Annotated in this window: 11 protein-coding genes; 3 read left to right on the plus strand and 8 right to left on the minus strand. The window is 67.8% G+C overall.

Going from position 1 to position 14,943, the window contains the following annotated elements:
- Positions 1-70 precede the first annotated feature (70 nt).
- The 7 genes from kduI to K5K93_RS12505 form a co-directional block, all read right to left on the minus strand.
- On the minus strand, positions 71-919 hold the full coding sequence (gene kduI / locus K5K93_RS12475) for a 5-dehydro-4-deoxy-D-glucuronate isomerase (protein WP_025875483.1): 849 nt from the start codon (positions 917-919) through the stop codon (positions 71-73).
- A 187-nt stretch (positions 920-1,106) separates the two neighbouring features.
- Positions 1,107-2,165 carry a LacI family DNA-binding transcriptional regulator gene (locus tag K5K93_RS12480; protein WP_093820319.1) on the minus strand — a complete coding sequence of 353 codons (1,059 nt, stop codon included), beginning with the start codon at positions 2,163-2,165 and terminating at the stop codon, positions 1,107-1,109.
- 38 nt (positions 2,166-2,203) lie between these two features.
- Positions 2,204-3,802: a family 43 glycosylhydrolase gene (locus K5K93_RS12485; protein WP_261311842.1), complete on the minus strand. Its 1,599-nt coding sequence runs from the start codon at positions 3,800-3,802 to the stop codon at positions 2,204-2,206.
- 17 nt (positions 3,803-3,819) lie between these two features.
- Positions 3,820-5,103 carry a TRAP transporter large permease gene (locus K5K93_RS12490; protein ID WP_025875489.1) on the minus strand — a complete coding sequence of 428 codons (1,284 nt, stop codon included), beginning with the start codon at positions 5,101-5,103 and terminating at the stop codon, positions 3,820-3,822.
- Between the two features lie 3 nt (positions 5,104-5,106).
- Positions 5,107-5,640, minus strand: coding sequence for a TRAP transporter small permease (locus tag K5K93_RS12495; RefSeq protein ID WP_222388055.1), 534 nt, complete (start codon positions 5,638-5,640; stop codon positions 5,107-5,109).
- Positions 5,641-5,650: 10 nt separating this feature from the next.
- Complete coding sequence (locus K5K93_RS12500) at positions 5,651-6,655, minus strand: TRAP transporter substrate-binding protein (RefSeq protein WP_093820323.1); 1,005 nt, start codon at positions 6,653-6,655, stop codon at positions 5,651-5,653.
- A gap of 39 nt (positions 6,656-6,694) precedes the next feature.
- Complete coding sequence (locus tag K5K93_RS12505; protein ID WP_222391064.1) at positions 6,695-7,504, minus strand: 2-keto-4-pentenoate hydratase; 810 nt, start codon at positions 7,502-7,504, stop codon at positions 6,695-6,697.
- A 175-nt stretch (positions 7,505-7,679) separates the two neighbouring features.
- Here K5K93_RS12505 and K5K93_RS12510 point away from each other — a divergent pair, with 175 nt between their 5' ends.
- The 3 genes from K5K93_RS12510 to K5K93_RS12520 are packed head-to-tail and all read left to right on the plus strand — an operon-like array spanning position 7,680 to position 10,921.
- Positions 7,680-8,663, plus strand: coding sequence for an alpha/beta hydrolase (locus K5K93_RS12510; RefSeq protein WP_222388056.1), 984 nt, complete (start codon positions 7,680-7,682; stop codon positions 8,661-8,663).
- Positions 8,660-10,282: a carboxylesterase family protein gene (locus K5K93_RS12515; RefSeq protein WP_222388057.1), complete on the plus strand. Its 1,623-nt coding sequence runs from the start codon at positions 8,660-8,662 to the stop codon at positions 10,280-10,282. The genes K5K93_RS12510 and K5K93_RS12515 overlap by 4 nt, the downstream gene beginning before the upstream one ends.
- Positions 10,283-10,333: 51 nt before the next feature.
- Positions 10,334-10,921, plus strand: a complete 588-nt coding sequence (locus K5K93_RS12520) for a cysteine dioxygenase family protein (RefSeq protein WP_222388058.1) — start codon at positions 10,334-10,336, stop codon at positions 10,919-10,921.
- A gap of 92 nt (positions 10,922-11,013) precedes the next feature.
- Here K5K93_RS12520 and K5K93_RS12525 read toward each other — a convergent pair whose 3' ends face one another.
- The gene (locus K5K93_RS12525) at positions 11,014-14,817 is read right to left on the minus strand and encodes a LamG-like jellyroll fold domain-containing protein (RefSeq protein ID WP_222388059.1); all 3,804 of its coding nucleotides are present in this window, start codon (positions 14,815-14,817) and stop codon (positions 11,014-11,016) included.
- Positions 14,818-14,943: the final 126 nt, after the last annotated feature.

A 14,943-nucleotide genomic window follows, 5' to 3' on the forward strand; every position in this document is an offset into this window, starting at 1 on the left:
CCTTGGTAGAGGCGTGCGTGATGCGGGGCAGGTGGCCACCGGCACGGCGTGCGCGGTGGCCGCCCGGCGCTTACTTGAGCTGGCAGATGTCCAGCACGTGCATGTCGGTGTAATCCAGGTTCTCGCCACCCATCGCCCAGATGAAGGCGTAGTTGCTGGTGCCGGCGCCCATGTGGATCGACCATGGCGGCGACACCACCGCTTCGTTGTTCTGGATGACGATGTGGCGCTGTGCGTCCGGCTCGCCCATGAAGTGGTAGACGCGGTCGCTGTCGCCCAGGTCGAAGTAGAAGTAGACCTCGCTGCGGCGGTCGTGCAGGTGCGGCGGCATGGTGTTCCAGACGCTGCCCGGCTTGAGCACGGTCAGGCCCAGCAGCAGCTGCGAGGACTGGCAGGTGGCCGGCACGATGTACTGGTAGATGGTGCGCTCGTTGCTGGTTTCCAGCGCGCCGCGATCCAGTGCCACCGCGTCCTTGATCGACAGCTGCCTGGTTTCAAAGCGCGCATGCGCCGGGGTCGAGGCCAGGTAGAACTGCGCCGGGTTGGCGGCGTCCTGCGAGGCGAAGACGACGTCCTTGCTGCCCATCGCCACGTACAGGCCATCCTTCGGCCCCAGCGTGTACACGGTGCCATCGACGGTGACCGTACCGGTGCCGCTGCCGACGTTGATGATGCCCAGCTCGCGACGCTCCAGGAACGGATGGCCTGCGGCCGACGCCGGTTCGGTCTGCGCCGGCAGCGACAGCGGGCCATTGACCGGCGCCGCACCGCCCAGCACGAAGCGCTCGTAGTGGGTGTACTTCAGGGTCACCGCGTCGGCGTTGAACAGGCCATCGAGCAGGTACAGCTCGCGCAGCTGATCGTTGCTGGCGCCCTTGATGGCGTCGGGATGGGTGGCGTAATGGGTCTTGCAGTACATGGCTTCTCCAGAGCAGGGGGCGGGCCGATGGGTTCGGCCCCGGCACGGTTCACGGTCGATTCTAGCCAGACAGGAAACCGGTGTCATTTTGCGCTGCACGATGCGGGTCGGACGGCATCGGCAGGGGGGGCAACGTGAAAGGTGTCACGACCAACGGTCGTGACCTGCAGGATTGATCCCTGCGGGATCAATCCTCGGGAGGTTGGCAGGAATCGCGCACGATCAGGTGCGGGCGCACGCTGGCGATCTGCAGCGCCGGCTGGCCTTCGGGCTGGATCAGCATGGCCGCAGCGGTGCGGCCGGTGTCGCGGGTATGCCGCCGCACCGAGGTCAGCGACGGCCACAGGCGCGAGGCCAGCGGGCTGTCGTCGTAGCCGACGATCGACAGCTGGCGCGGAATGTTGATGCCCGCACGCAGCGCGACCTTGTAGATGCCGGCGGCCATTTCATCGTTGCCGGTGAAGATCGCCGTCGGCCGGCGCTTGCCCAGCAGCAGTTTCTCGGCGGCGGCCACACCCGATTCGAAGGTGTAGCCGGCCTCGATGATGCGATCCTTCGGCAGCTCGATGCCGCGCTGCGACAGCGCCTCGATGAAGCCGGCGGTGCGTTCGTGCGCCGAGCGGTATGCACTGGGGCCGGTCACCAGGGCGATGTCACGGTGGCCCAGCGAAAGCAAGTAGTCGGCCGCTTCGGCGGCGCCATCGCGGTCGTGGGTGACCACCATCTGCGAGGTTTCATCCAGCGGCAGCGCAGCCACGCGGGTGAAGCGGCAGCCGATCTCGTCCAGCATGTCCGCCAGCGCCTGGTCCTCGGATGCACGCGGCACCAGGATCACCCCATGCAGCTTCTGCTGCTGGGCGAAGCGGCGCACGCCATCGATGTAGCCCGGGCTGCGGCTGTCGCAGGGGTGCACCACCAGTTCGAAGCTGGAGCCACGCAGCGCATCCAGCGCGCCGTACTGCATGTCCACGATGTACTGCGCGGTGGGGTTGTCGTAGACCATGCCGATCAGGAACGAGCGGCGGAAGGCCAGGCCACGGGCCAGCGGGTCGGGGCTGTAGCCGACTTCGCGCATCAACGCTTCCACCTTGTCGCGCGTGTCCTTGCGCACCAGCGGCGAGTTGTTGATGATCCTTGAAACCGTTTTCTTGGATACACCCGACAGTCGCGCGATGTCGTTGATCGTGGCTGCCTTGCCCTTTGCCAATGCCGGCGTAGCGGCATCGTTCTTGTTGCGCACTGACATGTAGTGAACCCGATAAGCCTGGGGATTCCAGCGCGCGCTCAGTCCAGCGCGCGATAGCGGAAGCTGCGGAAGGTTACCGCACCGTTGCCGGCCGCATACAGGGCCGGTTTCAGTGCCAGGAACTTGCCGGCCACATTGTGATGGTAACCGGACACTTCCATCTGAACCGGATACTTCTGCCAGGTCTGGCCATCGGCACTGGAATGGATGGTGACGATGTGGCGGTTGTTGGTCACCCGCAGCCAGAGCCGGCCGCCCTTGGCGCTGGCCGCCAGCCGGGTGGGGCGTTCCTCGCCGTAGCGGTGCATGACGAACTGCTCGCCGTTGCTGCCCACGCCCACATACAGGCGGTCGCTGTAGAACAGCAGGGCACCGCCCACCGCGCCGGGGGCGATCTCCATCTGCACCTCGAACTGGTAGGCCGGGTCACCGGCAATGGTGGTCAGCGGCGAGGCGTCGCGCGGCGTGCTGCCCTTGCCCTGCAGCACCAGGCCGTCGCCGCTGAAGCGCAGGCGCCGGTATTCATCCAGCGCCGGGTTGAAGAACGCCCACTGCGGGCCCAGCGTACGGCCGCTGAAAGCATCGGACAGGGCCATGCCGTGCGGTGCCAGCGCGCTGCCCGATGGCTTGCGCAGCGGCTGCCCGAGATCGCCGCCCTTGGCCACGAACCAGCCATCGGCGGTCCATTCGATCGGTTCCAGCAGCGCCTGCCGGCCCAGCGTCCAGAAGCCGTTCTCGTAGCCGTGGTACATCATCCACCAGCGGCCGTCGGTGCCTTCGATCACCGTGGCGTGGCCACGCGACCACCATGGTTCAGCGGCCGACCGGGTGCGCATGATCGGGTTGTTCGGCGCGTTCACCCACGGGCCGTGGATCGAGCGCGAGCGCGCGGTGATCACCATGTGCCCGGTCGGCGGGCCGGCGGTGCCGCCCACCGCAGTGGTCATGTAGTACCAGCCATCGCGGAAGTGGATCTTCGGGCCTTCCTGCGCGTAGGCCTCCACGTCCCAGCTTTCCGGGTAGCGCCAGCCGTCGTACACATGCTTGGGCGTACCCGCCACGCTCAGGCCGTCATCGGCCAGCTGCACGTAGTCGCCGCCGCTGAGGAACAGGTAGCGCTTGCCGTCCTCGCCAACCGCGTGGCCGGGGTCGATGTAGCCGCCCAGGCCGATGTCGATCGGCGCACTCCACGGGCCCTTGATGTCATCGGCCCAGACCACGAAGTTGCTGCGGCGCTCACCGGTGCGCGCCGGGAAGTAGATGAAGTAGCGGCCCTGGTGCCTGACGATGTCCGGCGCCCAGATCGCACCTACGTTCTGCGTGATCGCATGGCCGAGCGGCTGCCAGTTGACCAGGTCGCGCGAGTGCCAGATCGGCAGGCCGGGGTAGGCGTCGAACGAAGACAGGGTGAGGTAGTAATCCTCGCCGTCCTTCAGCACCGACGGATCGGGCCTGTCACCGGCCAGCACCGGGTTGAGGAAGGTACCGTTGCCAAGGTCGCCCTGGCGCTGGTGCTCGATGCCGCGCTTCCACTGCGCGGGCGCGGGCTCGGCAGCCAGGGCAGCCAGGGCAGGCAGCGCGGCCAGCAGCAGGCCGAGCAGGACGGTTGCAGCAGTGCGGTGCAGCGTCGGTGTCATGGGATTTCCTCCGGTCATCAGGCGCGCAGCGCGGCGGGCAGCCACAGCGACAGCGACGGGAAGAAGGTGACGATCAGCAGCACGCCCAGCGCGGCAAACCAGAACGGCCAGATCGTGCGCATGCTCTGGCCGACGCTGATCTTGCCGATGGCGGTACCGATGAACAGCACCGAGCCCACCGGCGGTGTGACCAGGCCGAGGCCACCGGTCAGCACCAGCACCAGGCCGAAGTGGATCGGATCGATGCCATAGGCCTTGGCCACCGGCAGGAAGATCGGCGTGCAGATCAGGATCATCGGTGCCAGGTCCATGAAGGTGCCCAGCAGCAGCAGCATCACCACGATCATCAGCAGCACCATGAACTGGCTGTGCGCGAACGACTGCAGGAAGTCCACCGCCGCCGCAGGCACCTGCAGGTAGGCCAGCAGCCAGCCGAACACCGCCGCGGTGGCGATCACGAACAGGATCACGCCGGTGCTGCGCGCGGCATGGATGACGGTGTCGAAGAACTCACGCCAGCGCAGCTGCCGGTACAGCACGGTGGTGACCAGCAGGGCGTAGACCACGGCGATGGCCGCGCTTTCCACCGCAGTGAAGATGCCGGCGCGGATACCCACGAAGATCAGCGCCACCAGGCCCAGGCCGGGCAGGGCGGAGACGATGCGCAGCAGTACCGCGCGCCAGCCCGGGAACACTTCCACGCCATAACCACGGCGACGCGCGACCACGTAGCCGGTGATCATCAACGCCAGGGTCATCAACAGCGCCGGTACGATGCCGGCAGCGAACAGGTCGGCGATCGACAGGCCACCACCGGCGGCGGCCGAGAACAGGATCAGGTTGTGCGACGGCGGCACCAGCAGCGCCACCAGCGCAGCGGTGATGCTGACGTTGACCGCGAAATCGCGGTCGTAGCCACGCTTGACCATCTGCGGAATCATCGTGCCGCCCACCGCCGACACATCGGCGATGGCCGAGCCGGATACACCGCCGAAGAACAGCGAGGACAGGATCGAGACCTGGCCCAGGCCGCCGCGCATGCGCCCGACCAGCGATGACGCCAGGGCGATCAGGCGTTCGGAGATGCCGCCGCGCATCATGATCTCGCCAGCGAAGATGAAAAGTGGAATGGCGATCAGCGAGGCCGAACCGGTACCGGCGGAGATCTGCTGGACCAGCACGATGCTGGGAATGTCCAGGTAGAGCAGGGTGGCCAGCGCGGCGGCGGCCAGCGCGTAGGCCACCGGCACGCCCAACAGCAGCAGCGCGGCAAAAACAGAGAACAGGATGGTGATGCCCATGGATCAACGATCTCCTTCAGCGTCGTCGGCATCGGCTGCCGTGGCATGCAGCGCTTTCCACGCACGGTTCAGCGCGAACAGCAGCATCAGCGCACCGCCCACGGCCAGCGGCAGGTAATTGATGCTCTGCGGCAGGTTGGCGCCTGCGGTCTTGATGTCCATTCCATCGAGCAGCAGGTCGGCCGACCAGAACGCGATGAAGCCGCCCAGCACGGCCACCACCAGCTGGATGAACACATCCACCGCCCGGCGCAGGCCGGCGCCCATGTAGGCGTGCAGCAGGAAGAAGCCGAAGTGGCGATTGGTGTGCACGCCGCAGGCCGCGCCCAGGCTCATGGCGGTGGCCAGCAGCAGCAGGGTCACCGGCTCGGTCCAGCTGGGCGAATCGTTGATCACGTAGCGGGCGAACACCTGCCAGCCCTGCACCACCACCAGCCCCAGCAGCGCGGCCACGGCGACATGGATGGCGATGTCGGCGATGCGGTCCAGCAGGCGTTGGCCGGGGCCGGGGCCGGCGGAAATCGTCGTCTCGGTCATGGCAGTGTCCTCAGGCGGCGGCACGGATGCGGGCGACCAGCGCAGCCAGCTCGGGTTGCTGCAGGTACTGCTGCAGCAGCGGCTGGGCGGCGGCGCGGAAGGCGGGCAGGTCCACCTCGTTGGCTTTCACGCCAGAGGCCAGCACCGCGCGGCGCGCAGCATCTTCGGACGCATCCCATTGCGCGCGCATCACCTTCACCGAGGCGCGCGCGGTCTCCAGCAGCAGCTGGCGGTCGGCCGGCTGCAGGCGCTCGAAACTGGCGCGCGACATCAACAGCACGTCCGGCGCATACGAGTGATCGCTCTGCGACCAGTAGTGCGCGGCCTCGAAGTGGCGGCTGGAATGGAAGCTGCGCATGTTGTTCTCGGCGCCATCGATCATGTGCGTCTCCATGCCGGAGAACGTATCGCCCAGCGACATCGGCGTCGGGTTGGCGCCGAGCAGGCGCATCAGCTGGATGAAGATGTCCGAGGACGCCACACGCAGTTTCAGCCCGTGCAGATCACCGGGCTGCACGATCGGATGCTTGGTGTTGTAGAAGCAGCGTGCGCCGGAATCATAGATGGCCAGGCCGACCAGGTCACGGCTCTCGAAGCCACGCAGCACCGCATCGGCAATGCCGCCATCCAGTGCGGCGCGCTGGTGCGCCACCGACTCGAACACGTACGGCAGGCACAGCGCCTGGGTGAGCGGGAAAGCGTTGTTCAACGCACCGGCATACACGCGGGTGATGTCGATGGCACCGAAACGGGCCATGTCGATCGCTTCCGATTCGCGACCGAGCTGGCCCGAATGGTATTGCCGCAGGCGCAGGCGACCGTTGCTTTCGCGCTGCAGGGTTTCGCCGATCCACTTCACCGCGGTCACGGTGGGATAGTCGGCCACGTGCACGTCGGTGGCCGTCAGCAGCTGGCCGCCGTCGATGGCATCGGCGGGCCCGCGGCCACAGGCCGCGAGCATCGGGGTGGCCAGCGCAGCAGCGCCGCCGGCCAGGAAATGTCGTCGTGTGATCATCTGCGCCCTCCCGCGCGTGTTCACCGGATCGTGCGGCGGTTACCCGGCCGGCACGGCCCTGCAGGCAATTTCGCCGAAGCCGGCAAACCGCACCAGCGCCGTCTGCCCCACGGTGATGTCATGGATGCCGGTGGCGTTGCCGGTGGCGATCAGGTCACCCCGTCGCAACGGCCGGCCGCGCAGCGCCGAACGCGACAACGCGAACGCATACGCCGCGCGCAGGCCGCCGGGCAGCCGGGTGGCACCACCCGTGCCGACCACCTCGCCCTCGATCAGGGTTTCGGCGCGCAGGTCGGTTTCGTCGCGGGCAGTCCAGTCGGCGATCTCCGGCCCCAGTACCAGGCCGTTGTTGTTGCCGAAGTCGGACACCACCACGCGCGGGCCGAGTTCGTTGATCGTCGCCAGCGGGCTGCTGGCCACTTCCACGCCGATGTACAGCCGCGCCGGCAGCGCTTCAGCCTGCTCGGGGGTCCAGTGCAGCTGTGCGGCCGGAGCGTCCTCCAACAGCTCCAGCACGTACTCCGCCTCGACCGCACCGAAGCCGCCGACGAACACCGGAATGTCCACTGTTCCACCGGTAGCATTTTTCAGCTGACGTGAGAAAACCGGGCCCAGCAGGCGGTCGTCCCCGGACGCATCGCGGCGCTCGGCGGCGATGTAGCCGACCTTCCAGCCCACCACCTGGTCATCCCAGCTGGCAATGGCCAGATCCTGCACCTGGTAGGCAGCCACCAGGTCAGGCGGGACAACGCCCGGGAAGCCGGGCAGGGCCTGGCCGCCGCGGCGCGCGGTGGTGAAAGCGCGGGCGATCGCGGCCGCATCGTCCGGCGCCGGCGTCTGCCCATGTATGCCGTGTTCGTTGCTCAAGAACGGTCTCCCTCTGGCGTTGTTGCACTGCCCATCGACAGCGTCTGCAGGAGGTGTATATGGTAAACCGGTGTCATCGTGCAAGCCGCAGCGCATCACGGGCGCTTGCCGGTGGCCTCGGCCACTCTGTTGTCTCCCCGTTGGAGCCCTTTCCACCATGCGTTTTTCCCGTGTGCTGTTGTTGCTGTCAGGCCTGCTGCTGACCGTCCCCGCATCCGCGGCCGATATGCCGTTGCGCGCAGGTGAACACCTCGGCCAGGAGCTTGCCGGCGAGCAGCTGCCGCTGTGGCCGGCGGGGCAGGTCCCCGGTGAAACGGGCACGGCGCGGCCGGCGCGCGTGGTCGAGCGCAGCGATGATCCAGCCCACCCCGATCGCTTCATCGACCAGGTTGATGCGCCCTACCTGCTGGTGCACACGCCGGCCCGTGCCAACGGCCGCGCGTTGCTGGTGATTCCCGGTGGCGGCTACCAGCGCGTGGTGATCGACAAGGAGGACAGCGCACTGGTGCCGGAGTGGGTGGACCGTGCCGGCTACACCCTGTTCGTGCTGCGCTACCGCCTGCCGCAGGCCGGCCGCGACCGCCAGGCGGCACTGGCCGACGCGCAGCGCGCACTGCGCGTGGTGCGCGACCAGGCCGCACGGCGCAGGCTGGATGCCGGCAGCGTGTCGGTGATGGGCTTCTCCGCTGGCGGCCATGTGGCCGCACGGCTGGCCACCGGTTTCGATGCCCCGGTCTACCCGCCACGCGATGCCATCGATCGCCTCAGCGCGCGTCCTGCACGCGCGGTGCTGGTGTATCCGGTGATCGACATGGGCGCGCATGCACACAGCGGCTCACGCGGACGCCTGCTGGGCGAGCAGCCCGATGCGACGCTGGCTGCGCAGTATTCGATGCAGCAGCACGTACGCACGGACATGCCGCCGACGCTGTTGATCCATGCCAACGATGATCGGGTGGTCAACGTGCACAACAGCGAGATGATGGCGCAGGCACTGGCCAAGGCGGGTGTCGAACACGAACTGCACCTGTTCGCCCATGGCGGCCATGGCTTCGGCATGCGCATGCCGCCTGATTCAACGCTGGCCGTGTGGCCGCTGCTGGCACAACTCTGGCTGCAGGCGACGGAGGCAGCACAGTGAACCAGGGGGATGCCAACCTGCAGCGCCGCCGTTTCCTGCGCGACAGTGCACGCTGGGCGCTGGCCACGGCCACGCTCGTGGCACTTCCTGCCGCCGCGGTGCCTGGGCCACGTGATGACACACAGGTGGTGGCACGCCTGCGTGGCGGCCGCGTGCGTGGCCAGCGCGAGCACGGCGTGCACGTGTTCCGTGGCCTGCGTTATGGCGCTGACACCTCCGCCTACCGTTTCCAGCCGCCACGGCGCGAGCCGGGATGGCGTGGTATCGCCGACGCCCTGGAATACGCCGCGTCTGCGCCACAGACCGGAGCGGACGGACCGGGCAGCGAAGATTGCCTGTTCCTCAATGTCTGGACGCCAGCATTGGGCGACGGCGGCAAGCGGCCGATCCTGGTCTACATCCATGGCGGTGGCTTCAACAACGGCTCCGGCAGCGATCCGCTGTACGACGGCAGCGCATTGTGCAGACGCGGCGACGTGGTGGTGGTCACCGTCAATCATCGCCTGAACACCTTCGGCTACCTGTACCTGGGCGCGCTCGGCGATCCGCGCTATGCGGCCTCCGGCAACGTGGGCCAGCTCGACCTGGTGCAGGCGCTGCAGTGGGTGCGGGAGCATGCGGCGGTGTTCGGCGGCGACGCCGGCAACATCACCGTGTTCGGGCAATCCGGTGGCGGCGCCAAGATCGCCACGCTGATGGCTATGCCCGCAGCGAAAGGCCTGTTCCAGCGCGCGTGGACGATGAGCGGGCAGCAGGTGACCGCCGCCGGTCCACGTGCGGCGGCGCAACGGGCTTCGATTGCGATGGAAGCCGTGGCCGCGCGCGACCTGCAGGCGTTGCTGCGACTGCCGGCGACCGAGCTGCTGGCCGCCACCCGCGCACGCGATCCCTCGCGGGTGGAAAGCAGCGCGCTGTACTTCGGCCCGGTACTGGATGAGGTGGTGCTGCCGGTGCACCCGTTCTGGCCACAGGCACCGGCGCAGTCCGCGTCGATTCCGATGGTGATCGGCAACACCCGCGATGAGACGCGCGCGTTCCTTGGCAACGACCCGGCCAATTTCACGCTGACCTGGGAGCGTCTGCCGGCGCAACTGGAGCAGCAGCAGTTCGTCGATCTGCTGCCCTCGGTGGTGATCGCAGAATATCGACGCCTGTATCCGCACTACACGCCTTCAGAGGTGTTCTTCGCGGCGACCACCGCCGGCCGCTCGTGGCGCGGTGCGGTGGAGGAACTGGAAGCACGCGCCCGGCAGACAACCGGGGCCGCACCCACCTGGGCCTACCAGCTCGATTGGCCATCACCGGTGGAAGACGGACGCCTGCGTGCCTTCCATACGCTGGATATTCCGCTGGTGTTCGACAACGCCGGCCTGCCGGGCGCGCGTACCGGCGGTGGTGAAGACGCCCGGGCACTGGCAGCGACGATGAGCGATGCGCTGATCGCCTTTGCGCGTGTCGGCGATCCCAATCACGCGGGAATGTCGCAGTGGGCTCCCTATGGCGTGCCACAACGGCAGACGATGGTGTTCGATCGGCACAGCCGCGTGGTTGACGATCCACGTGCCGGCGAGCGTGCGCTCTACGCAAAAGTGCCGTTCGTGCAGCGCGGCACGCAGTGATGACACCGCGGTGCAAACATTCTGTTAACCCGCCTCGGCTAGAGTCGGTTCATGGAAGCGATGTTCACGCCACCGCCGTTCACCGGCCGCGAGCGCTTGATTGCACGGATTGATGCCGCCGTCTGCCTGGTCGATCCGCAGGCGATCACCGGTGCGCTGCAGCGGGTGCTGCGTGAAGCCATCGTCGATCCGCTGATCGAGCTGCCGCCCTGCGTACGTCGCCCCGTGGACGGCCATTACGCACGCCGTGAACTGTACCGAAGCGCCACGCTGGGCTACAGCGTGATCGCGATGTGCTGGGGCCCGGGGCAGGGCACGCCACTGCACGACCACGATGCGATGTGGTGCGTGGAGGGCGTCTGGCAGGGCGAGCTGATCGTGACCCCATACGCGCTGCTGGAACAGCGTGGCGAGCGTCACCGCTTCGCTGCGCAGGACACGCTGTACGGGCACCGTGGCAGCGCCGGCAGCCTGATTCCGCCGCACGAGTACCACACACTGCGCAACGCCAGCGACGAGGACGTGGCAGTGTCCGTGCACGTCTACCAGGGCGTGATGGAGCGCAGCGCGGTGTTCGATCCGCTGGATGACGGCTGGTACCAGCGCCGGGTGAAGGTGATGGAGACCGAGGCGTCCTGATTGCGTTGCGCCGGGCATGGCCCGGCGCTACCAGGGCTTGTGGCCCACCGATTCATCGGTAGCGCCGGGCCATGCCCGGCGGAACGCGGAATTCATCGCGGCACATCCACCACATTGTTGAGCCGCGTGACTTCCTCTCCGCCATCGGCCAGCGCAACACGCACGCGCAGGCCGCCGCGTTCCCCTGCCGGCAACGGCAACGACACCACCGCCGTCTTCGGCAGCAGGTCGGTCGGTGCCGCCATCGCCGGCACTTCGGTACGTGCGATCTCGCGGCCCCGCGCATCTTCCAGTATCGCCACGCCCACACCGCTGGCCACATGCCCAAGGCTGTGCACGGTCACGTGTACCTGGCGCCCGTCCACCCGCACATCGCCACGGCCCACGCCCAGGTCCGGACGCATTTCCACCGGCGTGCCCGCAGACACACGCTCGAATTCGAAGACCTCGGTGCGACCCGGCTGGAACTGCATCGGTACCGACACACTCGTCTCCAGCTGTACCGTGCGCTCGCGCGGCCTACCGTCAATGCGGCCATCGCCATCGGCATCCACGCCACTGCGCACGCGCCAGGAACCGCTGCCCACGTTCCAGCCGGTCATGTCGGCGGCGATCACGCGCGCGCCGAGGTTGTGGCTGGTGATCGTGAAGCGCTCACGCGAGGGCGCATGCACCAGCAGTGCCACCTGTTCCGCAGCGCCCTCACGATCGAAGCGCCAGCTGACGGTGTGCCCGGGCCAGCTCTGGTTGCGCTTCAGGGCGATGCCGCCCAGCCGCGCACGCTGCAGGAACTCGCTCGGTGCTTCCACCCGGTCGGACCACCAATGGCCCTCGGTGTTCATGTACGCGCGTTGTGCCTTGGCCTGCAGGCCCTCGGCATGCAGCGCGTCGATGTACTTCCGCTCGCCGCTGGCCTGCCATGCCATCAGGCTGGCGAAACCGGTCTTTCCGGCGTCGGCCTCGGCGGTCAGCAGCGGGTACCAGTCCTGCTGCCGGCCAAGTGCCTCTACATAGTTCTCGCCAAGGTTGGCCAGCGCCCCGGGGCCGCCGCGCTGCACGCGATAGTCCAGTGCCTGCAGGTACTTCGCATCACCGGTCCAGCGCCATGCCGCCCAGAAGGTGTGCATCGTGTCACCGCTGCCGGAGCCGTTGTTGAGTTCGCCGCCACGGGTCTCACCCGTGGCCCAGTTGATCTCGTTGGGCAGGGTGAAGCGGCCCTTGTCGTCGGTGCCGGCGTGGGCCAGATAGCCATCGGCCAGGCCGATCACCAGCCGGCGCCCGGTCGGGTCGGCGTTGTACCGGCCCAGCAGGAACGCCGGGTGCAGCACCGGGAACGAGTACGGCTTCTGCCACTGCCAGTTGGGTTCGCGGTAGACCTTGTTGCCACCGAACCAGTTGCTGGAGAACAGCACATGGCCCTGCGGGTTGCGCAGGATGATGCGCTCGTCGAACGCCTTCACCGTTTCCATCAGCCGTTCCAGGGTCAGCGGATCGCCCCAGTTGAGGTACAGCATCGCGCTGTTGGTGTTGATGCCTTCCTCGTAGGCATGCAGCTCGTCGGTCTCGATGGTGCTCAGGCCATTGCTGAACATGCCGTTGCGGTACACCGCGTCGGACAATGCGGTCAGCGAGGCATTCAGGCGGTCCGGCTGCACGCCCATCAGGGCAAGGCCGGGCCACTGCTGGGTCAGGTCGGAATCATCGGAGATGCCACCACCGAAATCGCCGTAGGCCACCTGCCGCTGATCGATCCACCAGTCGACGAACTGCCGCACCTGCGCCAGGTCCTGCACCTGGTGGAAGGCCCACGCCGGTACGCCCCTGGGCACCTCCGGCGCGGTGTACGGCGGGCGGCCCTGGCTGTTGTAGCTGATGTAGTTCCAGTACAACCGGCCCAGCTCATGGTCCGGGTCGACCCGCAGCAGATCGCTCAGGTCCGCGTAGACGCGCGCATACAGGCGCTGGCGCTTGGAGGTGGTGTGTTCCTCCACGAGGAAACCCCAGTTGTCGCGCACCTGGTTGAAGCGGTCGGCCACGTGCTCCTTGAGCGCATCGGCGCGTGGCTTGAACACCAGCCGCACCTGCGCACCGTCCAGTGCCTTGGCGTCGAAGCCGGGCGCAGCCGAGGCGATGCTCAACCACAGGCTGTCGGTGGTGAGGATGCGGTCGCGCAGGTCCAGCCACAGCGTGCGCTTCTGCCCCGGCTGCACCGAGACCGATACATCGATCATGTCGCGCGCCGGCCAGATCGGATCCTTGATGCGGATGTTCAGCGGGATCAGGCCATCGTGCGTGGCCGGCAGGTCCAGCGCGGGAATATCGATGGCCACGCCGTCCAGGCCGTCATGCATGTTCTCCCAGCTGTAGGCCCAGCTGCGGATCAACGGCTGGTTGGCCGGCGCATCGCCCACGCCGGAGGGAATCAGCACGTGCACGATGGGCTTGGGCTGCGTTGGCAACGAATCGGCCGGGCGCCGGCGCGAGCCCGCCCCCTTGGGCAGCGCCATCACCGTGCTGCGTTCGGCCGCCGGGTAGCGGCCTTCGATGTAGCGGCGCAGTGTGTCCAGGTTGGTGTAGTCCGGCAGTGCCTGGCTGTCGATGACATAGGTCTGCTTGACCGTGCCGTCGGGCTCGGCACCTTCGCTCACGCCATACGCCCAGATCTCCTGGATCGGCGTTTCCTGTTCAACGTTGCTGAAGCGCAGCACGCCACCGGTCTGTGCCGGGATGTCGTCCACGCTGCGCACCACACCCTGCGGACGCGTGGCCAGCACCTGGGTGGCGTGCGCGGCATCGCGGCCATGGGCCAGCGTGCCGAAGGCCGCGCCGCGGATCTCCACCCGGTTCACGGTCTCGCCGGCCGGCACGGTCAGGTCCAGATGCTGGCCGCTTTCCACATACGTGTTCCAGTCCGGCAACTGGAAGTAGTCGTTGCGGCCGGGCAGGCGCGAGCGGTTGTAGACACCCGGCCAGGTGGTCTCGGCGATGCCGTCGGTGGCCTTCCACATCCACGCCTTGAGGTCGCGGGCATCGTCGAATTCGATCTTGCGGATGCGCGTGCTGGCTGCGGTCAACGGCGGCGGCGGCGCGCCTTCCCAGCCGAAGCGATGGCGCCAGGCACGGTCATCGGCAGCGCTGGCAACGGCGCTTTCGGCGGCCTTGCCGCGCGCGAGCGCACTGACGGCCGCAGCATCGAGCATGCGGTCATACACGCGGATGTGCTGGAAATCGCTGCCACGCAGGAAGTTGTAGCGGCTCTGCACCTGGTAGGGCGCCATCACCCGCCCGGCCAGGCCGAGCTGGTCCAGCGCGGCATCGTAGTCACCGCTGGCCTGCACCCGCGCCACCTCGCGGCCATCGACGAACAGGCGTACACCCTGGTCTTCGTCCCAGGCGAAGGCCAGGTGCAGCCACTGGTCCGCACGTGGCGGCGTGTCCATGCGGAACGACACGCGCGTGCGGGCGAGGTTGGCATCGGTGACGAACGCATCGAAACCATGCCCGTTCCAGTCGATCCGCAGCCAGGCCATGTCCCAGCTGCTGTGGTCGGCATAGCCGACGCGGAAGATCACGAACGGCGCTTCGCCCACCGCGTAGCGCGCGCGCCAGTCGAAGGCGAGGGTGCCCCGCTGGGCGAGGATGTTGCCGGGTGCATCCCAGGCCAGCACGCCGTCGTCCTGCCACTGGATGGCCTTGCCGCGCGCTCCGTCGTCGACGATGTCGACCTTGTCGCGGAAGTTCGGCACCGCCTCACCCTGCGCCACCACGGCCTCAAGGCCTTTGCCGGCATCGACATGGAACAGCAGCGTGGGCGCATCGGCGGCGGCCATCGCGGGGCCGGCAGCCAGGGCCACCGCCAGCAACAGGCAGCGGGACAGGGTCGAGCGGTGCGGCATCAGGCGTTTCCTTTCAACGGGCGACGGCCGGCGAGGGCCGCCGGACCGTAGCAAGGCCACGCCGCGACGGCACCTTGCGGCGCAGCAGCGGTCGTGGCGAACGACGGCGTGCCGGATGGCACGCCG

This window comes from Stenotrophomonas sp. DR822 (genome assembly GCF_019793815.1).
In the GTDB taxonomy this organism is placed as follows: Bacteria; Pseudomonadota; Gammaproteobacteria; order Xanthomonadales; family Xanthomonadaceae; genus Stenotrophomonas; species Stenotrophomonas indicatrix.